The 25960-nt window shown below is 57.9% G+C and carries 25 protein-coding genes and 1 tRNA gene; 17 read left to right on the forward strand and 9 right to left on the reverse strand.

Annotation, left to right across the window (positions count from 1 at the left end; all coding sequences use genetic code 11):
• The 6 genes from ALB80_RS03900 to ALB80_RS03925 all read left to right on the forward strand — a co-directional run bounded on the left by ALB80_RS03900 (position 1) and on the right by ALB80_RS03925 (position 4689).
• Complete coding sequence (locus ALB80_RS03900; protein ID WP_050602720.1) at positions 1-1077, forward strand: ABC transporter ATP-binding protein; 1077 nt, start codon at positions 1-3, stop codon at positions 1075-1077.
• Entirely contained in the window at positions 1074-1937 is an 864-nt protein-coding gene (locus ALB80_RS03905) for a carbohydrate ABC transporter permease (RefSeq protein ID WP_050602721.1), read from the forward strand. The genes ALB80_RS03900 and ALB80_RS03905 overlap by 4 nt, the downstream gene beginning before the upstream one ends.
• Positions 1934-2731 (forward strand): carbohydrate ABC transporter permease, encoded by a 798-nt coding sequence (locus tag ALB80_RS03910; RefSeq protein WP_050602722.1) that lies wholly within the window; start codon positions 1934-1936, stop codon positions 2729-2731. Before ALB80_RS03905 ends, ALB80_RS03910 begins: the two co-directional genes overlap by 4 nt.
• An 8-nt stretch (positions 2732-2739) precedes the next feature.
• Positions 2740-3144 (forward strand): DUF2160 domain-containing protein, encoded by a 405-nt coding sequence (locus ALB80_RS03915; RefSeq protein ID WP_050602723.1) that lies wholly within the window; start codon positions 2740-2742, stop codon positions 3142-3144.
• A gap of 65 nt (positions 3145-3209) precedes the next feature.
• Positions 3210-3605 (forward strand): BlaI/MecI/CopY family transcriptional regulator, encoded by a 396-nt coding sequence (locus tag ALB80_RS03920; protein ID WP_050602724.1) that lies wholly within the window; start codon positions 3210-3212, stop codon positions 3603-3605.
• Entirely contained in the window at positions 3592-4689 is a 1098-nt protein-coding gene (locus ALB80_RS03925) for a M56 family metallopeptidase (protein ID WP_050602725.1), read from the forward strand. The genes ALB80_RS03920 and ALB80_RS03925 overlap by 14 nt, the downstream gene beginning before the upstream one ends.
• 10 nt (positions 4690-4699) lie before the next feature.
• Here ALB80_RS03925 and ALB80_RS03930 read toward each other — a convergent pair whose 3' ends face one another.
• Entirely contained in the window at positions 4700-6103 is a 1404-nt protein-coding gene (locus tag ALB80_RS03930) for an MATE family efflux transporter (protein WP_050602726.1), read from the reverse strand.
• Between the two features lie 192 nt (positions 6104-6295).
• On the opposite strand from ALB80_RS03930, the gene ALB80_RS03935 reads away from it, so the two are divergent.
• Positions 6296-6721 carry a VOC family protein gene (locus tag ALB80_RS03935; protein ID WP_050602727.1) on the forward strand — a complete coding sequence of 142 codons (426 nt, stop codon included), beginning with the start codon at positions 6296-6298 and terminating at the stop codon, positions 6719-6721.
• 43 nt (positions 6722-6764) lie between these two features.
• On the opposite strand, the gene xylA is transcribed toward ALB80_RS03935, so the two are convergent.
• From xylA to xylF, 4 genes are all read right to left on the reverse strand, one after another.
• Positions 6765-8072, reverse strand: coding sequence for a xylose isomerase (xylA, locus tag ALB80_RS03940; RefSeq protein ID WP_050603011.1), 1308 nt, complete (start codon positions 8070-8072; stop codon positions 6765-6767).
• 10 nt (positions 8073-8082) lie between these two features.
• On the reverse strand, positions 8083-8880 hold the full coding sequence (locus ALB80_RS03945; protein WP_050603012.1) for an ATP-binding cassette domain-containing protein: 798 nt from the start codon (positions 8878-8880) through the stop codon (positions 8083-8085).
• Positions 8880-10178, reverse strand: coding sequence for a sugar ABC transporter permease (locus ALB80_RS03950; RefSeq protein WP_050602728.1), 1299 nt, complete (start codon positions 10176-10178; stop codon positions 8880-8882). The genes ALB80_RS03945 and ALB80_RS03950 overlap by 1 nt, the downstream gene beginning before the upstream one ends.
• Positions 10179-10253: 75 nt before the next feature.
• Entirely contained in the window at positions 10254-11234 is a 981-nt protein-coding gene (gene xylF / locus ALB80_RS03955; protein ID WP_371255952.1) for a D-xylose ABC transporter substrate-binding protein, read from the reverse strand.
• Between the two features lie 192 nt (positions 11235-11426).
• Here xylF and ALB80_RS03960 point away from each other — a divergent pair, with 192 nt between their 5' ends.
• Both ALB80_RS03960 and ALB80_RS03965 read left to right on the forward strand, forming a co-directional pair.
• Positions 11427-12644: an ROK family transcriptional regulator gene (locus tag ALB80_RS03960; RefSeq protein ID WP_050603013.1), complete on the forward strand. Its 1218-nt coding sequence runs from the start codon at positions 11427-11429 to the stop codon at positions 12642-12644.
• Positions 12634-14145, forward strand: coding sequence for a CRTAC1 family protein (locus tag ALB80_RS03965; protein ID WP_050602730.1), 1512 nt, complete (start codon positions 12634-12636; stop codon positions 14143-14145). The genes ALB80_RS03960 and ALB80_RS03965 overlap by 11 nt, the downstream gene beginning before the upstream one ends.
• Here ALB80_RS03965 and ALB80_RS03970 read toward each other — a convergent pair whose 3' ends face one another.
• The 4 genes from ALB80_RS03970 to ALB80_RS03985 all read right to left on the reverse strand — a co-directional run bounded on the left by ALB80_RS03970 (position 14146) and on the right by ALB80_RS03985 (position 18155).
• Positions 14146-15444 (reverse strand): cytochrome-c peroxidase, encoded by a 1299-nt coding sequence (locus ALB80_RS03970; protein ID WP_050602731.1) that lies wholly within the window; start codon positions 15442-15444, stop codon positions 14146-14148. It abuts the gene before it with no gap.
• Complete coding sequence (locus tag ALB80_RS03975) at positions 15441-16391, reverse strand: aldose epimerase family protein (protein ID WP_050602732.1); 951 nt, start codon at positions 16389-16391, stop codon at positions 15441-15443. Before ALB80_RS03975 ends, ALB80_RS03970 begins: the two co-directional genes overlap by 4 nt.
• On the reverse strand, positions 16388-17845 hold the full coding sequence (gene xylB, locus ALB80_RS03980; RefSeq protein WP_050602733.1) for a xylulokinase: 1458 nt from the start codon (positions 17843-17845) through the stop codon (positions 16388-16390). The genes ALB80_RS03975 and xylB overlap by 4 nt, the downstream gene beginning before the upstream one ends.
• A gap of 220 nt (positions 17846-18065) precedes the next feature.
• Positions 18066-18155 (reverse strand) — tRNA-Ser (locus ALB80_RS03985).
• Positions 18156-18357: 202 nt separating this feature from the next.
• Here ALB80_RS03985 and ALB80_RS22870 point away from each other — a divergent pair.
• The 8 genes from ALB80_RS22870 (at position 18358) to ALB80_RS04025 (ending at position 25955) form a co-directional block, all read left to right on the forward strand.
• Positions 18358-19680, forward strand: a complete 1323-nt coding sequence (locus ALB80_RS22870; RefSeq protein ID WP_050602734.1) for an SPOR domain-containing protein — start codon at positions 18358-18360, stop codon at positions 19678-19680.
• A 64-nt stretch (positions 19681-19744) separates the two neighbouring features.
• Positions 19745-20863: a D-alanyl-D-alanine carboxypeptidase family protein gene (locus ALB80_RS03995; RefSeq protein WP_083445184.1), complete on the forward strand. Its 1119-nt coding sequence runs from the start codon at positions 19745-19747 to the stop codon at positions 20861-20863.
• Positions 20860-21486 carry a dTMP kinase gene (tmk, locus tag ALB80_RS04000; RefSeq protein WP_050602736.1) on the forward strand — a complete coding sequence of 209 codons (627 nt, stop codon included), beginning with the start codon at positions 20860-20862 and terminating at the stop codon, positions 21484-21486. Before ALB80_RS03995 ends, tmk begins: the two co-directional genes overlap by 4 nt.
• A 3-nt stretch (positions 21487-21489) precedes the next feature.
• Complete coding sequence (locus tag ALB80_RS04005) at positions 21490-22611, forward strand: DNA polymerase III subunit delta' (protein ID WP_050602737.1); 1122 nt, start codon at positions 21490-21492, stop codon at positions 22609-22611.
• The gene (locus ALB80_RS04010) at positions 22608-23414 is read left to right on the forward strand and encodes a TatD family hydrolase (RefSeq protein ID WP_050602738.1); all 807 of its coding nucleotides are present in this window, start codon (positions 22608-22610) and stop codon (positions 23412-23414) included. The genes ALB80_RS04005 and ALB80_RS04010 overlap by 4 nt, the downstream gene beginning before the upstream one ends.
• Positions 23411-24208 (forward strand): MBL fold metallo-hydrolase, encoded by a 798-nt coding sequence (locus ALB80_RS04015; RefSeq protein WP_050602739.1) that lies wholly within the window; start codon positions 23411-23413, stop codon positions 24206-24208. The genes ALB80_RS04010 and ALB80_RS04015 overlap by 4 nt, the downstream gene beginning before the upstream one ends.
• A gap of 54 nt (positions 24209-24262) precedes the next feature.
• Positions 24263-25195: an AEC family transporter gene (locus ALB80_RS04020; RefSeq protein ID WP_050602740.1), complete on the forward strand. Its 933-nt coding sequence runs from the start codon at positions 24263-24265 to the stop codon at positions 25193-25195.
• Positions 25196-25256: 61 nt separating this feature from the next.
• Positions 25257-25955 carry a CbiX/SirB N-terminal domain-containing protein gene (locus ALB80_RS04025; protein WP_050602741.1) on the forward strand — a complete coding sequence of 233 codons (699 nt, stop codon included), beginning with the start codon at positions 25257-25259 and terminating at the stop codon, positions 25953-25955.
• Positions 25956-25960 lie beyond the last annotated feature (5 nt).

Consider the following 25960-nt stretch of genomic DNA (forward strand, 5'->3'; position numbering starts at 1 on the left):
ATGGCACAGATAAAGCTTTCAAACCTGCGACACAGCTATATGCCCGCGCCGAAAGGCCCCGAGGACTATGCGCTCAAGGAAATCGACGTCACATGGCGCGACGGTGGGGCCTACGCTCTGCTCGGGCCGTCGGGTTGTGGCAAATCCACGCTGCTAAACATCATCTCGGGCCTGCTGATGCCCTCCGAAGGGCAAATTCTGTTCGACGGTCAGGACGTCACCGCCCTGCCCCCGGATCAGCGCAACATTGCACAGGTGTTCCAGTTCCCAGTGATATACGACACGATGACCGTGGGTGAGAACTTGACCTTCCCGCTGAAGAACCGAGGCGTTGACCCCGCGACGATCAAGCGTCGCGTCGATGAGATTGCCGAGATGCTGGACGTCACGGACATGCTGAACACCAAGGCTTCGGGTCTGAGCCCGGACAACAAGCAGAAGATCTCGATGGGGCGCGGTCTGGTCCGTGACGACGTAAACGCGGTGATGTTTGATGAACCGCTGACTGTGATCGACCCGCATCTGAAATGGAAACTACGATCGAAGCTGAAAGAGCTGCACCAGCGCGTCAAAGCGACGATGATCTACGTGACCCACGACCAGACCGAGGCGCTGACCTTTGCAGACGAAGTGGTCGTGATGCAGGAGGGAGAAGTGGTTCAGATCGGCACACCGGTCGAACTGTTCGAACGCCCTCAGCACACATTTGTCGGTCACTTTATCGGTTCGCCCGGAATGAATGTCCTGCCCTGTGAGGCAAAAGGCGACCGTGCCTTGTTTGAAGGGCACGAGGTGATGCTAGAAGGCCCAACCCACGGTGACGGCGGTCGCACTGATCTGGGTATCCGCCCCGAGTATGTGGGCTTCGGCGACACGGGCATCCCGGCGCATGTTACCAAGGTCTCGGACATTGGCCGTCACTTTGTGGTCAGCGCGATGGTCGGCAACACCGCCCTTAAGGCCGTTACGGAACACGAGGTCCCTGAACCCGGATCGCAGGTCTTCCTGCAATTCAAACCAGAACAATCCCGCGTCTACCGTGACGGCTGGATCGCAACTCAGGAGCGGGCGCAATGAGAACGGAAAACCAAAGGGCATGGTTCTTTGTCCTGCCGGTGCTGGCGCTGGTCGCGTTCAACGCACTTGTTCCGATGATGACGGTGGTCAATTACTCGGTGCAGGAAACCTTCGGCAACAACCAGTTCTTCTGGGAAGGACTGGGCTGGTTTGAACAGATTCTGCGGTCCGACCGGTTTCAGGCTGCTCTGGGGCGACAATTCCTGTTCACCTTCCTGATCCTGATAATCGAGGTCCCTCTGGGCATCATCGTGGCCCTGTCAATGCCGCGCAAAGGCTTTTGGGTGCCGGTTTGCCTGGTCCTGATGGCCCTGCCCATGCTGATCCCTTGGAACGTGGTCGGCTCGATGTGGAACATCTTTACCCTGCCCAAGATCGGCCTGCTGGGATACTTCCTGAATGACGTCCTTGGAATCAACTATGACATGACGCAACAGCCGATCTCGGCCTGGATCACGGTCATCGTCATGGATGTCTGGCACTGGACTTCACTGGTGGTGCTGCTGTGCTATGCGGGCCTCGTGTCGATCCCGGACGCCTATTATCAGGCGGCCAAGATCGACGGCGCCAGCCCGTGGTCCGTGTTCCGCTACATCCAACTGCCCAAGATGAAAACCGTTCTGACCATCGCCGTTCTGCTGCGCTTCATGGACAGTTTCAACATCTATACCGAACCCTTCGTGCTGACCGGCGGCGGCCCCGGCAACTCAACCACCCTGCTGTCGATCGACCTTGTGAAGATCGCGCTGGGACAGTTCGACCTTGGCCCTGCGGCCGCGATGAGCCTGATCTATTTCGCCATCACGCTGCTGGTCTCTTGGGTCTTCTACACTCTGATGACAAAGGATGACGCGCAATGAAGAAGCGGTCCCTTATCCCGATCCTCTATATCGCGTTCCTGATGCTGCCGATCTATTGGCTGGTTGCAATGTCCTTCAAGACCACGAACGAGATCCTGTCGGGTTTTTCCCTGTTTCCCCAGACCTTTACGCTGGAGAACTACGTCACTATCTTCACCGATCCGACATGGTATTGGGGTTACATCAACTCGATCATCTATGTGACGCTGAACACTGTGCTTTCGGTCTGTGTCGCCCTGCCCGCAGCCTATGCGTTCTCGCGCTATCGGTTTCTGGGTGACAAGCAGCTGTTCTTCTGGCTGCTGACCAACCGAATGGCCCCGGCGGCGGTCTTCGCGCTGCCCTTCTTTCAGCTCTATTCCTCCATCGGTCTGTTTGACACGTATCTGGCAGTGGCGCTGGCCCACACACTGTTCAACGTGCCGCTGGCGGTTTGGATTCTGGAAGGCTTCATGCGCGGCATCCCGAAGGAGTTGGATGAAACAGCCTATGTCGACGGCTATTCCTTCCCGCGCTTCTTCGTGACGATCTTCTTGCCCAACATCAAAGCAGGCGTTGGCGTCGCGGCTTTCTTCTGCTTCATGTTCTCGTGGGTGGAAATGCTGCTGGCCAAAACCCTGACTGCGGTCGAGGCCAAACCCATCGCAGCCGTGATGACACGCACCGCATCCAGCGCGGGGTATGAACTGGGCCTGCTGGCTGCTGCCGGTACACTGACCATCATCCCCGGCGCGATCGTCATCTGGTTTGTCCGCAACTACATCGCGCGTGGTTTCGCGATGGGACGCGTGTGAGGTTCAATATGCGTAAACTTCTTCTTCTCACCCTCCCCTTCCTGCCCACCATGGCCTTCGCCCAGCAAGCCGGTTGGGGCAACGTCGGACAGCAAGAGGAAAAAGGGTTCTCTTGGACCGATCCGCTCTGGCCCGATTTCTGGATGGCATGGACGCCAGCAACTCTGGCCTTGTTCGTGGGTATCTTCTCGGCCATTGCCGTGATCGGTCTGCTCGAAGGCTTCAAGTACCGCGACGGGATCGAACGGCGTGGTGTGCTGGGGCTGACAACCACGTTGGGCGACCGGCTGTTCATCACCTTGCTTGGCTCAGCATATATCTTCCTCGCCTGGTTGGGAATTGTCGGACAACCTGTCTGGACGCCGCTTTTCCTGTCCGTCGGCTGGGGTATCTTCGTCTTCTGGAAAGTTTAAGCTTTGCGAAACAGCGAAAGGATGCTTGTCTGTCAGGCATACTAAACATGACGGCACCGAGATCGATGCGAAAGAAAAAGACGACAAATCTGCTGACCGAGGTCGAACTGGAGTTCATGAACGAGCTCTGGGCCCTCGGGGAAGGCTCGGTGCGCGATGTCCTGGACCGCCTGCCCTCAGAACGCAATCTGGCCTACACGTCCGGTGCCACGATCCTGCGTATTCTGGATGAAAAGGGTTTTGTGGAAAGCCGTAAGGCAGGGAAGACCCTGATCTATACGCCGCTTCTGGAAAAGGACAGATATCAGGCCCGTTCGCTGCAAAACCTGTCCCGCACACTGTTCGACGACACCCCAGCCACGCTGGTGGCGCGGCTTGTCGATGATGCCGGGCTGAGCGAAGCCGATCTTGAGGAAATTCGAGCACTGGTAGAGAGGAGACTGCAAAATGACAGCGGTTAGACCGGTTCTCGACGCATATATCGAACTCAACATCGTGCTGGCCTTGTCGGCCATTATTTGGCTGCTGGCACGTGCTGCCCTGACCCGCACCAGCCTGCGCCATGGCTATGTCGCACAATTGCGCGCACTCAAGGTTCTGTGCGTTTGCATTCTGGTCAGCCCTTTTCTTGCATTGGGCGTATCATATCTGGCCGCTTACGCATGGCCGGGGAGCGCTGTCGCCCTTGGTGATATCGCGGTGGCAGCCTATCTGCGCGGCGACATCGCCATGCCTGCCACACAGTTCGAAGCCATGCTGAATACCCGCGAAAGGTGGGTCGATTTTGCTTTGTCAGGACAACAGCCCGCGATCACGGTGCTGGCCACCCTGTTCACTCTTGTAGCGGCTGTGTTCGCCGGTCGCGCCTTTCGGGACGCAATGATGATCCGTCAGACGGTCAAATCCAGCTTCCTTTGGCGGCAATCGGCAAAAGTGGATATACGCCTTTCTGATCGTATTACTGTGCCATTTGCGGTACGCGGGCTACGCCGCCGCCATGTCGTTCTGCCCAGCCATCTGCTGGACACACCACGCGAGTTGCGCTTTGCGCTGGCGCATGAGTTTCAACACATTCGGGCCGGCGATGTAGAATGGGAACTTGGTTTTGAACTTCTGCGCCCATTGCTGTTTTGGAACCCTGCCTACCTGATGCTCAAGTATCAGTTCGGCCGGTTGCGAGAACTTGCCTGTGACCAGTCTGTCGTCGCGCGCAAAAGGATCGATGCGCGTGAATACACAACGTGCCTGTTGGACTATTGTGCGCGGACAGTTTCAGCCCGAAATCCGCGCGTTCTGAATGTCGCTTTCGTGACCGGTGGGAAAGCCAAACGTGTGCTGCGTCAGCGTGTGATTGCATTGACCGATGCACAACCCGCCGAAGCTCCCCTGCCCGCGTTGTTCCTTGGCATGTCACTGACCTTCGCCACCCTTCTGGCGCTGGGGGCAGCTTCGATCCAGCAGACACAAGACTGGAGCCATGATCGCCTGATGCTGTCGACCGTGGTCAATCTGGAACGTCTTGAAGCGCGCAATCAGGGCAATTGAGGCCCTCGCTTCACCAGCCACGACGCCCGAACAGAGAGTGGATCCGACCTTGATCCACAAACGGCTCGGGCGCATGAGCACGCCCCAAACGCGCCACCACACGCTCGACCATAACCCAGCTGATTATGGCAAAAATGACGCCTCCGAAAGCTTGGCCCAGCAGAACACCGGACGCCCCTGCAAGATTGGATCCGATGGTTGCAAACACCCACGTTCCAATCGTGTGACGCCCCCAATTGATCCATGTGGAATAGACCGGATGTCCAAGATTGTTGAAGCTGGCATTTGATACAAAGATCACGCCATTAAAAAACGATGCCAGCGCCAGAGGCCCGCAGAACAGATAAATCAGAACCCGGGTTTCACCTTGGGCCGCAAACAAATCCGCAATCGGAGCCCGCAGCAGAAACAAGATCGCGGCCATGGCCATAACATATAGCGCAGTAAATTTGATCCCGGCCAGAAAGGCGACACGCACGCGATCGAGTTTCTCTGCCCCGAAATTCTGTCCGATGATTGGCCCAATTGCGCCCGACAAGGCAAAGATGACCGAAAAGGCCACTGGCAGCAGCCGCCCTATGACGGCCATACCCGCCACCGCATCCGTTCCATATTGGGCAATTTCCCGCACCACGATGGCATTCCCGATCGGTGTGGCCACATTCGTCAGAACGGCAGGAATTGCGATGGCCCGCACGGGGCGCAAGTCCTGCTTCACTTGTTTGAGCGACGGGCGCGCAAACCCTTGATGCACCCGCAGCGCAGGCCATAAGGCCGCCCCCAACATGCAAAGCCGCGCCAGTACCGAGGCTATCGCGGCCCCATCCAGTCCCAGCCCCACGGCAAAAATCAGGATCGGGTCCAAGACCGCATTCACCACACCGCCGTAGATCGTGGCCATCATCGACCGCCGCGCATCGCCATGGGCGCGCAGCACGGCCATAGCCGCCATGGCAATCGACATGACGCACATTGTCGGCAGGATGATCGAGACATAACGCATCGCCAGCCTCAGAACCTCATCTTCCGCGCCAAGCAGTGACAGCAGATGGCTGAGGTTCAACAAGACCAGCACCGGAACGACCAACCCAACGATCAGACCCAGCACCGCCACACTGGACGCATAGTGCCGGGCCTGTTCGGCTCGTCCCGCCCCAAGTTCACGCGCCACCAGCGCCCCGGCGGATATAGAAAGGCCGATATTGATCGCATTGGTGAAAAACAGCAGTGTTCCAGCATAGCCCACTGCCGCCGCCAGCGCGTCGTTGCCCAGCATCGAAATGAAGACCATGTCCACAAAGTCGACGGCAAAGATGGCCATCAATCCGATACTCGTCGTCAACGACATGCGGGTGACATGCCGCATCAGACTGCCGCTGAGGAATACGGCTTCGGTTTGGGATTGGTTGGACATTCTAACCTGTCATGCTCTGTGTTCTACCGAGCCAGCATCACAGATCACCGCCACGCGTCAACGGTTTCATCCCAAGCTTTGCAGATGAGGTCGGTCGCCTGACATGGCCTTTCGTCCTGTTTTGGCATCCACAGCCCAGCAAGGGCGTGTTAGAACAGCCGAAACACTGATGATCCAAGGTGAAAGCAGAGCATGAAACTGGAATTCCACCACATCAACTTCGTGGCTGATGACGTTGATCTTATGCATGATTTTTACACAAACTTGCTGGGTCTGGATGATATCCCGCAGGATAATTTCCCGCGCACCGAGGCCAACAGCAATACCGGCTATGACGGCAATATCCGCTTTGCGACAGAGGGCAACATGCAAATGCATCTGGCCGAACGCGCCTTTGACGTGGCCTTCAAGAACGGGCGAGTGATCAACCCGGTCGAGCGTGGCCATATCGCCTTTCGCACCGATGATCTGCCCGCTTTCCTCAAAATGCTGGATGAGCGCGGGATCCCCTATTCCGACTACGGCACCACTTTCGCAAAAGAGTGGCACCAGGTGTTCTTTCACGACCCCGAAGGCAATGTGATCGAAGTCCACCAGCAAGTCGTTCAGGACAATTAACCAGCACGGGGGCGGCGCTTACCGCCCCCACCCGGATTTCGTCTTAGACAAATCTGTTGACGTAGTTTTCCAGAACTTCCTGACGACCAGAGCACGGTTGCGGGTTTATCCCCTCGGCCAGCACCAGCGCGGCAATCTCGTCCAGGCCAGTGGTCAGCATCGCTTGCGCCTCGGGCGTTTTCCAGCCCGAATACCGGTCAGCCAGCATTTGCTCCAAACCGCCGTCTTCAATCATCGCGGCCGCCGCTTTCAAACCCCGGGCGCAGATGTCCATCCCGCCCACATGCGCGGCGATCAGATCTTCGGCATCGATGGACTGCCTGCGCAGCTTGGCGTCAAAATTGGTGCCGCCGGTGCTAAACCCGCCTGCTTTCAGGATGTGGTAATAGGCCAGCGCGACTTCGGGCGTGTTGTTGGGGAACTGATCCGTGTCCCAACCCGATTGATAATCGTTCCGGTTCATGTCGATGGACCCCAGCATCCCTTCGGCTGCAGCCACGGCAATCTCATGTTCAAAGCTATGCCCGGCAAGGATCGCGTGCCCCTGTTCGAGGTTCAATTTGACCTCATCTTCCAGCCCATATTTACGCAGGAACCCGATACAGGTGGCAGCGTCAAAATCATACTGGTGCTTTGACGGTTCCTGAGGTTTGGGTTCAACAAGGATCGCGCCCTTGAATCCGATCTTGTGCTTGTATTCGACCACCATGTTCAGGAACCGGCCCATATGGTCCAGCTCGGCCTTCATGTCGGTGTTGAGCAGCGTCTCATAGCCTTCACGCCCGCCCCAAAGCACATAGTTCTCGCCGCCCAGCTTATGGGTGGCATCCATGCAAGACTTCACTGTGGCGGCAGCAAAGGCAAAGACATCCGGGTCAGGGTTGGTGCTGGCACCGCCCATCCAGCGGCGGTGGCTGAACATATTGGCAGTGCCCCACAACAGCTTGGTGCCAGACACCTGCATCTTTTCGCCGATATAATCGGTGATCTCGTTCAGTGTCCGCAGATTATCCGCGAAATTTCCTTGCTCTGGGCGAATGTCGGCGTCATGCCAGCAGAAGTATGGTTGGCCCAGGATCTCGAACATCTCAAAGGCGACATCGGTCTTCATCTTGGCCCGACCCATGTCGTCCTGCGGATGCCAGGGGCGCTCGAGTGTGGGGCCGCCAAACGGGTCTCCACCCTCCCAAGCGAACGAGTGCCACCACGCCACGGCAAAACGCAGGTGATCTTCCATGCGCTTGCCCATGACAATCTCGTCCGGGTTGTAGTGGCGAAATGCGAGCGGGTTCCTGCTGTCCTCGCCCTCGAATTGGACCTGTTCGATACTCTGAAAGAAACCGCGCGTCATTTCGTTCACCTCACTCTGTCTTTTCGCCGGGCTTTTTGCCCAGAATGATCATCGACAACAGATCGTCATCGGTGACGTCTGGGATGTCCACGGTGCCAACCAGTTGCCCGTTCTTCATGACCGAGGCCCGGTCGCACAGCTCCATCACCGCGTGCACATCGTGGTCGATCAGGAAAATCCCGATCCCCTGCGCCTTTAGCTGTTGGATCAGGTCCGCCACCATCTGCGTTTCATGTGGACCCAGCGCAGCCGTGGGCTCGTCCATGATCAGGATGCGCGCATTGAAATACACCGCGCGCGCAATGGCCACCGATTGTCGCTGACCGCCCGACAGGGCCGAGACCGGGTCGTTGAACTTCTGAAAGTTCGGATTCAGCTGCGCCATGATCTTGCGGCACTCGGCCTCCATCGCGGCGTCGTTGACCAGACCAAAAGGTGTGACCATCTCGCGTCCCAAAAACAGGTTCGAGCTTGCATCCAGATTATCCGCCAGCGCCAGCGTCTGATAGATCGTCTCGATATTGTTCGCCCGAGCATCCCGGGGGTTGTTGATCTCAACCTTATTGCCGTCGATCAGAATCTCGCCATGGTCCATCTGATAGGCGCCCGAAAGCACCTTGATCAGGGTGGATTTACCTGCCCCGTTGTGACCCAGAAGGCCCACAACTTCGCCCGGATAAAGATCGACCGAAACGTGGTCTACCGCCTTGATCCCCCCGAAGGAAATCGAGATATCGCGCATTTCCACCAAAGGCGGCTGGCCGGACCCACGACCCGAAGTTCGCTTCTGTGTTTCTTGAGCTTGCATCATTTCGCCCCCAGACGTTTGCGATAGACGATGTCGATATAGACAGCCAATACCAGAACGGAGCCGACGACGATGTTCTGGAACGGTGCATCCACGCCGACCATGGCCATGCCCGATTGCAGCGCCTGCATGATCAATGCGCCAAGGATTGCGCCATAGATCGTGCCAATACCGCCAGACAGCGCCGTTCCACCAATCACGGCGGCGGCAATCACGCGCAACTCATCCAGCGTACCGATATCGTTCGAATGGTTGGCCAGACGGGCCGAGGCCACAACCGCCGACAACGCACACAGGAACCCCATCAGGGCAAAGATTTTGACGGTCATCATGCGAGTGTTGATGCCCGACAATTCTGCTGCGTCCGGGTTGCCGCCCGTGGCAAAGATATAGCGGCCAAAGCGGGTTTTGCGGGCCACAACGGTCAATGTCACGGCCACAAGGATCAGGATCAGGACCGAGATCGGAATGCCGTAGCCGACAACCAGCCCCTCGGGCATGGTCTCACCCTGCGCTTCGAACATCCGCTCAAGACGGCGGGTCGGGATCGCATAGCTGTTGACGATGAAGACATAGCCCATAATGGCAATGCCAATGATCGCGGCCAGCGTTGTTTCGGCCCACATAGGTTTCACAGGGAACCCGTGGGCAGCTTTGGATCGGCGGCCGCTCCACAATGCCCAGATCGCAATTGCCGTAGCCGCAAGGCCGACCAGCAAGCTGACTGTTGTGCCCAACGTCCCGTTTGTCCCCCCAAACATCAGGAAGGTACTGTCCAGCGGTCCAATTGTCTGGCCATCCGTCATGTACCAGGCAACGTTGCGCCAGACCAGAAATCCGCCAAGCGTCACAATAAAGGCCGGTATGGTCAGATAGCCCACCATCCAACCGTGGAAAGCACCGATCAAAGTCCCCACCACCAGGCCAACTACCAGAGTGATCGCCCATGTCGCCGGGTGGTTCAAACCTATTCCCAGCACGTTTGGCAACAGCTCTGTCTGGGTCATCGCCATGACGGCAGATGTGGTTGCCAGCAAAGCTCCGACCGACAGGTCGATGTGGCGCATCACGATGATGAACACCATGCCACAGGCCATGATGGCGACCGAGACGGTCTGTATCGACAGGTTGAACAGATTTCTGGGTGTCAGAAAACGGCCATCCGTAAAGATGTTGAAGCCAATACACAGGATGATGAAGGCGCCGATCATGCCCAATAGCCGCATATCCAGTTCCAGTTGCTGGAACAGGTTGGTCTTTGCTTTTTGGGGTACCGGCTGAGACGAAGTTTCGGTCATATCCGATCTTTCATGTTCAGCTATGATCTCTGGCCCACCCTTGCAGGCCAGAGACGTTATGGTTTGGAACTTGGTTTAGTTACAGGGCGCAGGGCCGTTTTCGACGCCCTGGCACAGGTCTTCCAGCGGAATCCAGCCAGCATCGACCACAACGGTCAGGTTGTCTTTGGTGATCGGCACAGGTGCCAGGAAGACCGAATTCATCTCGGTTCCACCGGGTGAGGTCCAGCTGATCGCACCTTCAACATCCGCAGGGCTTGTTCCACTGGTCAACGCAACCGCGATTTCACCGGCAGCTTTGCCCAGCTCACGTGCGTCTTTCCAGACCGAGACGGTTTGCGTACCTTTAGCAACGCGGTTCAGCGCAGCGTGATCGCCATCCTGACCCGACACCGGAATGCCGTCCATACCTTGCGCGGTCAGTGCTGCAACAACACCACCAGCTGTTCCGTCATTCGAGGCCACGACCGCATCAACGTTGTTCTCGTTCGCGGTCAGGATCTGTTCCATGTTGCGCTGCGCATTCGCTGGCAACCAACCGTCGGTGTAAGCCTCGCCCACAATTACAATGTCGCCACTGTCAACGGCACCCTGAATGATCTCTTGTTGACCACCGCGCAGGAAATCCGCGTTCGGGTCGGTGGGAGAGCCCTTGATCATCACGTAGTTGCCTTTGGGCATCGCGTCGAACACCGCACGCGCCTGCATCCGGCCGACTTCAACGTTGTCGAAGGTCAGATAAAACGCACGGTCGTCTTCGATCAGGCGGTCATACGCGATGACTGGAATTCCTTCATCAGCAGCGGCCTGAACCGCCGGACCAATGGCCTGAGAATCCTGCGCGAGAATGATCAGCGCATCAACGCCCTGGGCAATCAGGCTTTCAACATCCGACAATTGCTTGGCCGACGACGATTGCGCATCCGACGAAATGTATTCGGCACCGCCTGCCTCAAGCGCGGCTTTGATCGCGGCTTCATCGGTCTTCCAACGCTCTTCCTGGAAATTCGACCAGCTAACACCCACAACAGGTTCGGCAAAGGCGACCGTACCCATCAACACCGCCACAGCGGAAGCGCTGAGAATTCGTTTCATGATTTCCTCCCGGTTTCATTGGGCCATCGTTTCATGATTCGTGGCCCCGATAACTCTGAGTAGCATATTTATTTCAGTCGGTAAAATATTTATGCTATCCGAAAGCATGAAAACCGCCTAGGTTTGGGAAATGACCAGAATCGCGAGGGCAAGATGCTGAAAAGCAAAGCTTCTTCAAACGCCACGGACCAAAGGAACACCACCCGGCTGCGTGTGCTGGACCAGATTCGCGCGACCCGTGCCATTTCGCGAATCGATATTGCCACCGCGCTTGACACCAGCCCCGCAACGATCACGTCCGCCACGGCAGACCTGTTATCCGCCGGCTTAATCCAGGAAACCGAAGGGGAGCCACAGTCAAAATCCGCACGTCGCGGCAGGCCGCGTGTGCTTCTGAAACTGCATGGCGGCTGCCACATTATCGCTGGTGTGAAAGTCGCGCGGCATCAGATCTCGGTCATTTTGGTGGATTTCGAAGGTACAGAAATCGCGTCCTATACCCACCCCTTGGACGAGGCGCGTATGGCACCCGAGGCTTTCACGCGGACGATCCGCTCAGCGCTCGACCTTGCCTGTGGCGCAGCAAACCATTCGCTCACAGATCTGTCGGGCGTCTGCATCGGTATCGCCGGGCTGATTGATGCAGAGAAAAACTTTGTGCATTGGTCATCGTCTTTGACTGAGCGAAATGTGGACCTGAGCCCATTGCTGTCCAAGGCCCTGCCCTGCCCCGCATTTATTGAAAACGACGCCAATCTGGTGGCAAAGGCCGAACAGCTTTTTGGTCTGGGCAAAGGGTTGAAGACTTTTTTGGTCGTGACCATCGAACACGGCATCGGTCTGGGTATCGTGTTTGATGGCAAGCTCTATCGCGGTGAGCGCGGTTGCGGGGCAGAGTTCGGACATCTGAAAGTTCAACTGGACGGCGCGCTGTGCCAGTGCGGTCAGCGCGGCTGCCTTGAGGCCTATGTCGGCGAATATGCCCTGATCCGAGAAGCCACGATTGCAAGCCAGATGACCGACCCCAAAACGCTTTCTGACATTCTTTCAGCGGCTCAAGCCGGAGACACACGGTCAATTTCCGTTTTGTCACGCGCCGGGCAGATGTTTGGCATGGGCCTGTCAAACCTGATCAACCTGTTCGACCCCGAGTGCATTATCCTGTCCGGCACAAGAGGCAGTTTTGAGTATTTGCATTCAGAAGAAGTCATGGCCCGCGTCAAAAGCGGCGTCGTCAGCGTCGACGCACCGTTGCCCGAAATCAAAGTGAATCACTGGGGCGATTCAATGTGGGCCAAAGGGGCGGCCGCTTATGGAATCGAACAAGTGTCGATCCTGAAAGTCAGAGAATTGGCGGCAAATGCGAACTAGTCTGGCTTTTCTGCTGACCGCGGCGACAACCGTTGCAGCGGATGCACCTTCTCCGCAGTTTCTTGGCGTTGACGTCCCATCCCACGTCTATGACGGCGGGTGGGAGCATTTTGTCGGCGGTGGGGTCGCTGTTTTTGACTGTAATGGCGATGACCGCCCCGAGATTTTCGCCGCCGGAGGCTCCAACCCCGCCCAATTATTTGTAAACGTATCCGAGAAAGACGTTCGGTTTCGGACAGACACGCCCAGCGCGCTGTCCCTAACGGGTATAACCGGCGCATACCCGCTGGATGTGGATGGCGACGGGCAGCTTGACCTCGCGGTTCTGCGCGTGGGTCCGGATCTGTTGCTACGCGGCGGGGCGGATTGCGCGTTCGAACCCTTCAACACGCTGAACTTCGATTCTGAGGATCATTGGACCACGGGTTTCTCGGCCACTTGGGAAAGCGGGCAAGCTATGCCGACATTGGCGTTTGGCACATATGTTGACCGCAGCGATCCGGATGGACCATTTGAAACCTGCGGGCCAACCTTGCTGTACCGACCGGATGGCAACTCATATGGCGCTCCGATCCATCTGGAACCCGGGCACTGTTCCCTTTCAATTCTGTTTTCCGACTGGGCGCGGTCGGGGCGCGCGGATCTGCGTGTCAGCAACGACCGCCACTACTATGTGCGCGATGGGCAAGAGCAATTATGGGCGATGGAGGACATACCGCGTCTTTATGGGCAGGCGGACGGATGGCTGCCCTATTCGATCTGGGGCATGGGCATAGCCTCACGCGATCTGACCGGAGACGGGTTTCCGGATGTTTATCTGACCTCGATGGGAGATCAGAAGTTTCAGACCTTCGATCCGTCGACTGCGGGGCCGACATGGCGGGACGCGACCTATGATCGGGGGACGACGGCACACAAGCCGCATACCGGTGGCGATGGTCGTCCCTCAACCGGCTGGCACGCCCAGTTTGGCGATGTGAATAACGACGGCCTGGACGATATTTTTGTCGCCAAGGGTAATGTCGAACAGATGCCCGACGCTGCGCAAACCGATCCAAACAACCTGCTGATGCAAAACGACAATGGTCAATTTGTCGAAACAGCATCAGAAGCTGGCGTGGCTTCTTTGGCAAAGTCCCGCGGCGGTGCGTTGGCCGATCTGAACGGGGATGGCTGGCTGGACATGGTGGTGGTCAATCGCGGCTCATCGCTGGAGGTGTTTCAGAACGCGCCACAGGATGGCAATTGGGTGATGGTGGACTTGAGGCAATCGAAGCCCAACCGCTCTGCTGTTGGCAGCATCATCGAGGTCAAAACGGACGCCGGAGTGCAGACCCGTGAAGTCACAGTTGGCGGCGGCCATGCCAGTGGCATTGCTGGATTTCACCACTTTGGTCTGGGCGATGCGGATAGTTTGCAGATCAGGGTGATCTGGCCCGACGGTGAAGCAAGTGATTGGCAGACCGTCAGCTCAAATCAAGAGATACACCTTACCCGCTGACTATTGGTCAACGGGCAAACCGCTCGGAACCGTGCTGGGCACGCCCAAACGCACTGCCGGGTCCTCCAGAGTGCCGAGGAAACTCAGGATGGCGCTGATGTCTTCGTCGCTCAGGCTGATCGGCACCAATACGTTAGAAGCAGAAATTGCCTCGACATGCGCAAGGTCTTGCATGGACTGGGCATCCTCTACCCCATCAAATTCAGGCAGAGCGGCTTTCTCGACCGAATACCTGCGTAAAGCTGCTACCGGATCCAAATGATGGCGCACCACATCCTCAAGCTGCGCATATGCGCCGCTGTGCCCGTAAGGTGCAGTCAATGTCACATTCCGCAGCGACGGTGTTCGAAAGGCAAACGCATCCCCTGCATCCCCTGTCACGCGCAACCGCCCGTCATCACGCACATGGCTTTCGAACCGGGCCGCTTTTCCTGGGCCGATCTGAGGCAAGGCGATGGAATGGAAACTGTGATCCGTCTGGAACCATCCGGAATGGCAGCTGCTGCACCCCGCCTCACCATAAAACAGAGTCATGCCTAATTGTGCCGACGCGGGCAGAGTCGTCTCACCCCGCATCGCGCGATCAAAAAGGCTGTTATCTGCCCGCCATTCAAAGGCAATGAAATCCGCAATAATATTGGCGATGGCGGTAAAGGTGATCTCTTCCCCGGGCGCAATTTCTTCAAACCGCTCTGAATAGTCTGGTATCGCGGCCACACGTGCAGCAATCAGGTCCCAGGCCCCGCCTTCTTGGGTCAACAAGCCCAGCCGCACAGCCTTGCTTACTTCGTTCTCGGAATAGTGCCCTGCCATTTCGTCGGGCGAAAGCACCGGAAACATGGCCTGCGCGGCCAGGGCTGATTGAAAGCCGGGCCGCATATCCGTTCCCAACGGTGTTCTGATGCCGTTGGGTTGTGACGGATCAGCCTCAAGCCGCCCATCATGGAAAAAGGTCGTGAACTCCAACGCGCCAAGGTTCCACAGCCCCGGAGAGTTTCGCGGGATCCGCTGTTCGGGCGTGTTGTCCTGAGTGATCTTGCGTTCAGCCCCAAGCCCCACGCCGCCCTCACCAATCCCAAGCGAAAGACCGTCAGACGTGCCCAGTTTTGGATGATGGCAAGTGGCGCAACTGATGTTTTTGTTCCCTGACAGGATGGGGTCATAAAACAACAACTGCCCCAGCTCGACACGTTCCAGGTCTGGCTCAACAAATTTCGGAATCGGTCCAAGATCCTGCGCCTGAACCGCCGACACCGTTAGCCAAAGGCCCGCAGCAGTTGCCGAAATCTGACCTCTCATGCTCGCCCCTCGACAATCTCTAGCGTAAGTTTCTGATGATAGGGCTTTTCCGGCGTGCAGATCACAGAGGGAAAGGTAGGGTTGTTCACCGCGTCTGTGTATCCGGCGGGTTCGATGCAAAGCGCCGCCCCGGGTCTGAACGGATCAGACAAATGCGCCGCAGCATAGACCTGCGCGCCCGGTTGATCTGAATAAACATTCATTCGCAAACCCGACGGTGTTTCGACTTCCGCAACCGGCATGGTCACGTCTCGTCCGCTTTCAAAAACAAAGTAGTGGTCAAGATGGCCAGCTTCTTGCCCTATTACACGATTGTGCGAGAAATCCAGGTTTTCGGCATCAGTGTTCAGAATTCGGCCGGTTGGTATCGCGCTTTCGTTCAATTCCAGAGAGTGAGTGGCCTTCAGTTTAAGATGGCACTCCAGAATGCCCTGCGGGCAGCCAAGCGAGTAATAATTGTGCTGGGCGATACTGATCGGCGCGGGCCGATCTGGATGTGCGGTGATCGTGTAGGTCAGGCACGGATAAGCCAGCTCAACCCCTATCTCGAACCGGACCGCACCGAGGAACCCTCCATCACCGTCGGGTGAATTCATCGACAGAACCGCTTGATTTGGAGCAATTTTATCGACGGTCCAATTCACTTTGGACAGGCCAACCGGGCCGCCATGCAATGTGTTGTTGCCTTCATTCGCCGTCAGTCGGTGGACTTCACCCAGCAATGCGAACGTCGCGCCACTGACACGGTTGGCCACGCGCCCCACAATTGCACCTAAATAATACGGGTCCGTCAGATAATCCTGTGGTGCATCATAGCCCAGTATCAACGGCGTTTGCCCGATCCACCACCCTTGGGTGATCGCACCATAGCTGAGCAAGGAGACGGACATGTCACCGTCTTCCAACACAACCCGTTCTATGGTTTCGACACCTTGTCCCGCCATCATGACGCAGAGAACGGCGACAGGGCTGCGTAATACTGGCGATACCGCTGATAGGCATTCTCATAACCGTCGCACAGATCTGTTCTGGGCGCGATGACCTCAGCAGTTTCCGGAGGTATCATGGCATCTGCCGGGTCTATCCCTTGAGATGCGCAAGCCGCCAGGCGCGCCGCGCCAATCGCAGCGCCGAACTCACTTCCCTTTGGCAGAGCAAGCGGAGTGTTCAGGACGGTCGCCAGTGTCTCCAGCCAGAACCGGGATCGTGCCCCACCCCCCACAACCAGAAGGCTTTCAGGTGTTGTTCCTGTACCTTTCAGCGCCTCAAGGCAATCACGCATAGCAAAGGCAACGCCCTCCATCACGGATTGCGTCAAAGCCTTCGGATCCGAGGCGATATCCAGACCAAGGAATGCCCCTCGAATCGCACTGTCGTTATGCGGGGTCCGCTCCCCCGACAGATAGGGCAAAAACACTGTACTCGACGGCCCATCGACCCTGTCTGGCAGGGCTGACGCCAACGCCCCGACAGTCTGACCCAAGTTGCGGGACAGCCAATTCAAGCTGTTCGTTGCCGACAGAATCACGCCCATCTGAATCCAACGTCCAGGCACTGCGTGACAAAAGCAATGAACCGCTGTTTCCGGCGCGGGTGCATAGCTTTCCTTTGCAACCAGCATCACCCCGGAGGTACCCAACGACAGGAAACCCGTCCCCTCGTTTATGCTGCCAATACCGCAGGCTGCCGCCGCATTGTCTCCGGCCCCTCCGGCAACAATCACAGGCCCGGACAAGCCCCAGTTCTGCAAAATCTCGGGCCGCAACTGGCCTCCAATCGCGCTGCCCTCAACCAGTTCGGGCATCTGATCGCGACGCATATGACCATGCCCAAGCGCTGTGTCAGACCATTCGCGGCGACCAACATCCAGCCACGCGGTGCCAGCACTGTCGGACAAATCGCTGATAGATTCACCAGTCAGCCACAAACGCAAATAATCTTTTGGAAGCAGAACCTTGGAAACCTTTTCGAATACCTCAGGCTCATGTCGCCGCACCCATTCAAGTTTGGGCGCGGTAAAGCCCGGAAACACGATATTCCCCGTGATTGCGCGCATCTCTGGGGTCCCGTCCAACGCGGCAGCTTCCGGCGCAGACCGCGTGTCATTCCACATGATACAAGGCCGCAAAACGTTGCCATTCGAATCCAGAAGTGTTGCGCCATGCATATGCCCGCTGAGACCTATGGCCCGGACAGCGGAAAACGCATCCCCATTCGCGGTACGCAATTGGGCAACCACCTTTTGGCAGGCTTCCACCCAATCCGCCGGCGCCTGTTCCGACCACCCGGACTGTGGCGTTGAGGTTTCAACGCCTGCATCAGCCTCGGCCAGAACCTGGCCACTTTCATCGACAACAATTCCGCGGAGACCGGACGTCCCCAGATCCAGACCAAGATACACTTGCTGTCTCTCCCTCCCCTTGATGCAAAACCCGTGCCGCAGGAAAGCACTCGCCAATCAACACGTCAAAGTTTGCGCTAACATATTAAGCCAAAATGTAAGGGAGAAACATCCTTTTATGCATCTTTTTCGGGGTCATACCGGGTGACGCACACGTTCATCCCTCGTTTCGTTCAGGTGAACGCACGAGGTGACGATTTTTCGCTCAGGAAAAAGGCAGTGGCGGGGAGACAGGGATTCGAACCCTGGGAACGCTCTCACGTTCAACGGTTTTCAAGACCGCCGCATTCGACCACTCTGCCACCTCCCCGTCGAAAGCAGGGTCTAAGGCCAAGTTCAACCAGAGGCAAGTCGAAAACGGGAAATCTTGCCGAAGGCTTTTCAGCGGTCTTTCCATGACACTTCAGCCACGTTATGATCCGCAGGAAAGACCGTCACAGGCTGGCATCCAGAACCAGCAGACCGGCAGCGGGGTTCGTGAAACGAGGCCCCTTCAGGCAAGGGATAAGCAGATGAAGCGAGCGATCGAGACACGCCCGGGGCCGAAACGGCTGGCGTATCTGGCGTTGAGTTTGACGATATTGGCCGGATGCGAAGAAGCATTGGGCACGGCACAGTCCGAGGAAAAACCTCAGGACACTGCGGGCAAAACCGAGCTTTTCCCCCAAGTAACCAGTGGCAAGCAGCGTGATATTGAGGCACCGGATGTGTTCGGCGTCACCGAAGCAGGGCTATGGGATGGGCGTCCTTCGCTGGGCGGGATCTGGGTTGCGCACCCTGATGTGACCCAGCCCGAACGCGTGGTGATCAAGAACACCACCAATAACAAAACGGTAACAGGCGCCCTGTTCCGCCGCGAACGCAACTTGCCCGGCCCGGCGCTTCAGGTCTCGTCCGCCGCAGCGGAACAGCTTGGGTTGCTGGCGGGTTCGCCGACAAAACTCAGCGTTGTGGCCTTGCGCCGTGAAAAGATAGAAGAAGCTCCGCCTGAAGAAGCGCCTCAGGCCGAGGAAACGACAGAAGAAACCGCCACTGCGTCGGCGGATACCGCAACCAATAGCCAAGCCACGGTTGATCCGGAACAGCCAGCCAAACGGAAGTGGTGGCAGAAGAAAGAAACAGCCGTTGCAGCAGCCGGCACCGCCGCAGTTGCTGCGAGTGCGTCCAGCTCGGATGATACACAGGCGGAAAGCACCGATACACAGGCGGAAAGCACCGATACGTCCAGCGAAACGGATGAGACTGCAACCGCGGCCGATGAACAGGCCGAAACTCAAGCTGAAAAACCGGCCAAGCGGAAATGGTGGCAGAAGAAAGCCCCGGCTGCTGCGGCAGCAGGAACTGCGGTCGCAGCAGCAGATGCAGCTACAGACAGCGCGGAAGTTGCGACCGAGGCTGCAGCGGTTGTACCCCCTCCGTCCCTGACAGACGCGCCGGTCGAGGCACCTGCAGAACAGCCCGCCAAGCGGAAATGGTGGCAGAAGAAAGACCCTGCCGCGATCACCGAAACACCACTGGATCCGATCGAAGGCGCTGCCGCCGCGATTGATGCAACCGAAACCACCCCGGCAGCAGTCGCGGCCACAACATCGACGACGCCCTTGAGCAAACCGTTTGTTCAGATCGGAACCTTCAGCGTCGAGGCAAATGCCAACTCTGCCGCCCAAAAGGTGCGCCGGAACGGCATGTCGGCAGTTGTCCGGGAACTGAAAACCGCAAATAATACCGTCTGGCGGGTGCTGGTAGGCCCCGCCGCAACCCGGGCCGAACGCAAAGCCATTCAGAAGGACGTAAAAGACCTTGGCTTCAAAGACGCGTTCACCGTGTCCGACTGATACAGGGAGACGCAGCGTGCTATCCTCATTGCGAACATCCGTACTGGCCTTTGGAATTGCCTTGATGGCAATTCCCGCCCATGCCTTTGATACATCCGCCCGTGCGGCTTATGTGATCGATCAAACCACCGGCACCGTGTTGTTGTCGAAAGAAGCCGACCAACCCTTACCTCCGGCGTCGATGTCCAAGCTCATGACGCTCTATGTCGCGTTCGAAGCCCTGCGGGACGGGCGTTTGACGCTGAACGAAACACTTCCGGTGTCAGAGCACGCGATGAGCTATGGAGGCTCGACTATGTTCCTGAACACTCAGGACAGAGTTACGGTTGAGGATTTGCTACGCGGCATCATTGTTTTGTCGGGCAATGACGCCTGCGTTGTCATCGCCGAAGCGCTTAGCCCCGATGGAACCGAGGCCGGGTTCGCCCGTTACATGACCCAGCGCGCGCAGCAGATGGGCATGAATAATTCGAACTTTGCGAACTCGAACGGGTGGCCTGCAGCCGGGCATATGATGTCGGTGCATGATCTGGCCGTTCTTGCGGATCGGTTGATCTCGGACTTCCCCGAATATTACCCCCTCTTCGCGGAAGAAGTTTTTGAATTTGATGGCCGCGCGCCGTCGAATGCCCGCAACCGAAACCCGCTGCTCAACCTGAACATCGGCGCGGACGGTTTGAAAACCGGCCACACGCAAGAGGCCGGGTATGGTCTTGTCGGCTCTGCCAAACAAGGTGATCGGCGAGTGATCTTCGTTCTAACCGGCCTCGACACCACACGACAGCGCGCAGAGGAGGCTGAGGCCGTGGTTAACTGGTCGTTTCGAAATTTTGTCGAGAGGACGGTTGCCGACGCGGAAACGCCGATAGCCCAAGCCAAGCTGTGGATGGGTGAGAAAAAGACCGTGGGGCTTGTTCCCAACGGTGATCTGAACGTGCTGTTTCCGGTTCTGGGGACTCAGAATGTCGAGGCCGAAGTTGTGTATGACGGCCCCATCAACGCGCCAGTCCAAAAAGGCCAGCAACTGGCGGAACTGGTGATCAAACCCGAAGGGCTGCCGGAAATCCGCCGCCCGCTTGTGGCCGCCGAGGACGTGGCCGTTGGTGGGTTTGTCGTGCGCATGTTGACGGTTGGCGGCATTGTGTTGAAAGACGTGATCAACAACCCGCTGGAGTCGATGTGACCAAAGCGGGGTTATTTCTGACCTTCGAAGGCATTGACGGATCAGGCAAGTCAACTCAGGCGCGGATGCTGGCAGATCGCCTGCGCACGCAGGGTCATCAGGTTGTGCTGACGCGCGAACCCGGCGGCTCTCCGGGGGCTGAAGAAATTCGCCGGCTTGTTCTGGAAGGCGACCCGGATCGTTGGTCTGCCGAAACTGAACTGTTGCTGTTCACCGCAGCCCGGCGAGACCATCTGGAACGCACCATCGAGCCCGCCCTTGCGGCGGGCAAAGTGGTGATCTGCGACCGTTTTGCCGACAGCACGCGGATGTATCAGGGCCTGTCGCGCGGCGATCTGCGCAGTCTGGTGGATCAATTGCACAGCCTGATGATCGGGCGCGAACCGGACATGACGCTGCTGATCGATATGGACCCGGAAACGGGCTTGTCGCGCGCAAAAGGTCGGCAAGGCACCGAAGAGCGGTTCGAAGATTTCGGCCCCGATCTGCAAAAGAAAATGCGCGCAGGTTTTCTGGCGTTGGCTGACGAATTCTCGGACCGGTTTCGCATCGTGGACGGCAACAGAGACATGGACAGCGTCGCAAAGGATGTGACAGACATCGTTCAGGCAGCTTTGCGGTAAACGATGAGCGACGATACCCCTTCTCCGGATCAGGTGCCGGGTGCACCGCACCCGCGTGAAACCGCGCGGCTTTTTGGCCAGGACGCGGCAGAACAGGCATTTCTGACTGCCTACAATTCCGACAGGCTGCATCACGGTTGGTTGCTGACCGGGCCGCGCGGCGTCGGCAAGGCGACACTGGCTTGGCGGATCGCGCAATTTCTGCTCACGACACCTCCGACAGATGACCAAGGGCTGTTTGGCGCGCCACCTCCGCCAGTGACGCTCGACATTGATCCCGATCACCCTGTGGTTCATCGCATTCAGGCGGGGGCGGAACCGGGTTTGGCGGCAATAACCCGGTCGCTGAATGATCAGGGGCGGCTGCGCGGTGAGATTGTCGTGGACGATATCCGCAAGCTCGGAAAGTTCTTTGGACTGTCTTCTGCCGATGGTGGACGTCGTGTCGTAATTGTGGATTCGGCAGATGAAATGAACGTCAGCGCTGCCAACGCGCTGCTGAAAATGCTGGAAGAGCCGCCCGCGCGCACCACCTTGCTGTTGGTGTCGCACCAACCTTCGCGCTTGCTGCCCACGATCCGCTCTCGCTGCCGGTCCTTGCGCCTTGGACCGCTGGGTGCAGACGACATGCAGGCCGCCCTGTCGCAAACTGGTACCGACCTGCCCAACCAGACCGGTTACCTCGCCGCATTGGCTGCTGGCTCGGTGGGGGATGCGGTGCGCCTGATAAATCTTGGCGGGCTTGAAATTTATGCTGAACTGATTGCCATTCTGGGCACCCTGCCCCGTATGGATCGGCAACGCGCACTGGCGCTGGCCGAGGCCGCAGCCCAGCGCGGCGCGGCCGAACGGTTCGAGCTGTTGCTGACGCTGATCGATGTCGCGCTGTCACGGTTGGCCGTGACCGGGGCGACCGGAGCTCCGCCCGTCCCGGAGGCTGCGCCAAACGAAGGCGAAACGCTGACGCGTCTTTCAGCTTCTCCCGATCATGCCCGCCGCTGGGCCGAGGTTGCCGCGACAATCACGGCCCGCGCACGGCACGGTCAGGCGGTGAACCTTGACCCTGCCGCTCTGGTCCTAGATACGGTGTTCAAGATACAGGAAACCGCCGGTCAGAACAGATGAGCGACACCCCCCAGATTACCGACAGCCACTGCCATCTGGACTTCCCGGATTTTGACGGCCAGTTGGACGAGATCATCGCACGCGCAGCTGAGGCTGGCGTGACCCGTATGGTCACGATCTGCACCAAGTTACGTAACGAACCCAGCGTCCGTGCGATTGCCGAAGCCCACGCACCCGTGTTCTATGCTGCCGGTACGCACCCGATGAGTGCGGCGGAAGAGCCGATGGCTTCGGTCGAAGACTTGGTTGCATTGGCCCAGCACCCGAAATTCGTCGGTATCGGTGAATCTGGTCTCGACTATCACTACACCGCCGAGAGTGCCGAGGTACAGAAACGGTCTCTGCGCATCCATATCGAAGCGGCCCAGCGCACTGGGCTGCCCCTGATCATTCATGCCCGCGCGGCGGATGACGATATGGCCCGAATTCTGGCCGAGGAATATCGCAACGCGCCCTATTCTTGCGTCATGCACTGTTTCTCGTCTTCTGCTGAATTGGCCAAAGCCGCACTGGACCTGGGCTTCTACCTGTCCATGTCCGGTATCGCCGCTTTCCCCAAAAGCCAGGAATTGCGGGACATTTTCGCAAGCGCGCCAGTGGACCGCATTCTGGTGGAAACCGACGCGCCCTATCTGGCCCCGCCGCCCTATCGCGGCAAACGCAACGAGCCCGCCTATACGGCCCACACAGCTCGAAAAGGGGCTGAAATCTTCGGCATGGATTACACTGCCTTTGCCGCCCAGACCCAGGTAAATTTCGACCGCCTGTTTACCAAAGCCGCACTGTACAAGGCCGCTGCATGACCGGGATGCGCCTTACAATTCTGGGCTGCGGTTCCTCGGGCGGCGTACCACGGCTGGGCGGGCAATGGGGTGATTGTGACCCGTCGAACCCGAAGAACGTGCGCCGCCGATGCTCGCTGTTGATTGAACGTGATGGGCCGGATGGGACGACCTCGGTTCTGGTCGATACCACGCCGGATATGCGCAGCCAGTTGCTGGACACGGGCACCGGGCGGTTGGACGGTGTGGTCTATACCCATTCGCACGCGGATCATGTGCACGGGATTGATGACCTGCGCATGATCGTGTTCAACATGAAAACGCGCGTGCCGGTCTGGGCGGACGGTGACACACAGAACGCCTTGCTGGGACGTTTCGGATACGCGTTCATTCAGCCCGAAGGCTCACCCTATCCACCGATCCTGGATCTCAAGTCTATCAACGGCCCGTTTGAGATCGACGGCCCCGGTGGCCCCATTCCACTTCGCCCGTTCAAAGTGAACCACGGATCGATCGATTCCCTTGGGTTCCGCATCGGTCAAATTGCCTATCTGCCGGATGTCGCCGAAATTTACGACGACGCCTGGCCCGAGATGGAGGGGCTGGACTGTCTGATCATCGATGCCCTGCGCCGCACCCCGCACCCAACGCACGCGCATTTGGACAAGACACTGGGGTGGATCGAACAGTTGCAACCGAAACGCGCGATTTTGACCAACATGCATATCGATCTCGACTATGCGACGGTTGACGCAGAAACGCCCGACCACATCACCCCCGCCTTTGACGGGATGGTGATCCATCAGGCGCTCTAAGCCCCTGCCCCGCGCGCCCAAGATATCGCAGCGCACCTGCCGCACGGGGCCCACATGCTACAAAGCCTGATCGATGTCATTCTTCCGGTCTTCCTTGTGATCGGTGCCGGATACACGGCGACCCGCACAGGCTATTTCATACAAGAGCACGTCGATGGGTTGATGAAGTTTACCCAAGGCTTTGCGATTCCCTGCCTGCTGTTTCTGGCCATCGCGCATCTGGACCTCAGCGCCAGTTTCGATCCCCGGCTGCTGGCCAGCTTCTATTCTGCAGCTGCGTTGTGCTTCACTGCGGGCCTCTTTGGGGCAAGGATCATCTTTGACCGTGATTGGGAAGATTGCGTCGCCATAGGCTTCTGTTGCCTGTTCTCGAACTCGGTCCTGCTGGGCCTGCCGATTACCGAACGCGCTTATGGGCCCGAGAACCTGACCGGCAACTACGCGATCATCGCCTTCCATTCTCCGTTCTGTTACGGCGTTGGAATCACAGTGATGGAGGTCGTGCGCAATCGCGGTAATGGCGGAGTGCATATGGCACGCTCGGTTCTGTCTGCGATGTTCAAGAACGCGCTGATTCTGGGAATTGCGCTTGGTTTTCTGGTCAACCTGACAGGTTTGGTCATCCCTGCGGTGGTCGACGAAGCCCTTGGGCTAGTCACCCGCGCGGCATTGCCTGGTGCGTTGTTTGCCTTGGGTGGGGTGCTGGTCAAATACAAGCCGGAAGGCGACCTGCGTACCATTGGTTTTGTTTGCTGCATCTCGCTGATGGTGCATCCCAGCCTGGTGTGGATATTCGGCACATCCACTGGCCTGCCACAGGATCTGTTCCGCTCAGGCGTGTTGAATGCTGCCATGGCGCCGGGATTCAACGCCTATATCTTTGCCAATATGTATGGCCGCGCCAAACGCGTTGCGGCGTCGTCCGTTTTGATCGGAACGGCCACTTCCATTCTGACCGTCTGGCTTTGGTTGACGCTTCTGGGCTAACTGTGGTGTTGACTTCAGGTCGTGCCGAAACACCTATCGCAGACCACAGCAGGAGATCCGAATGTCACACGCTATTATCGTCGCCCATGGCCAGCCATCCGACCCGGATCCGGCCGAAGCCGCGCTGGCTGCATTTGCGGCGAAGGTGGAGGCGTTGACTGATTCTGTGACGGTGCATTCGGCAACGCTGGCCAAGCCTGGCGCGTTAGAGGTGAAACTGGACAGCTTTCCGGAAAACGCGGTGATCTATCCGCTTTTCATGGCGAAGGGATGGTTCGTGACCAGTGCCTTGCCGAAACGGGTCGGGGACCACGCCGCGCAGATTTTGGACCCTTTGGGCATTGATCCCGATCTGCCCACACTCACTGCGCTCGCCTTAAGGGCAAAACTACTGGAAGAGCATTGGGATGCGTCTGCGACTGATCTGGTGATCGCTGCGCACGGTTCCGGCCGCAGCCGGAACCCATCGGTCGTGGCCAATGAGTTTGCCACTCAGCTTGCCAAGAAGATCGCGTTCCAATCGATCCGCGTTGGTTTCGTCGAAGAACCACCTTCGATTTCCGAGGCGGCCCGCGATGCATCAGAACAGGCGATTTGCCTGCCGTTCTTCGCCTGTGCCGGAGGGCACGCTCTGGAAGACGTACCCGAAGAACTGGAGCGTGCCCAATTCAAAGGTATTGTTATGCCTGTTGTGGGAGAGCTCGCGCCCATCCAGAACCAGATTGCAAAAAAGGTCACTGAGGCATTCGAGTCGGTCTGAAATCC

Source organism: Ruegeria sp. 6PALISEP08 (assembly GCF_001238295.1).
GTDB lineage: Bacteria > Pseudomonadota > Alphaproteobacteria > Rhodobacterales > Rhodobacteraceae > Ruegeria.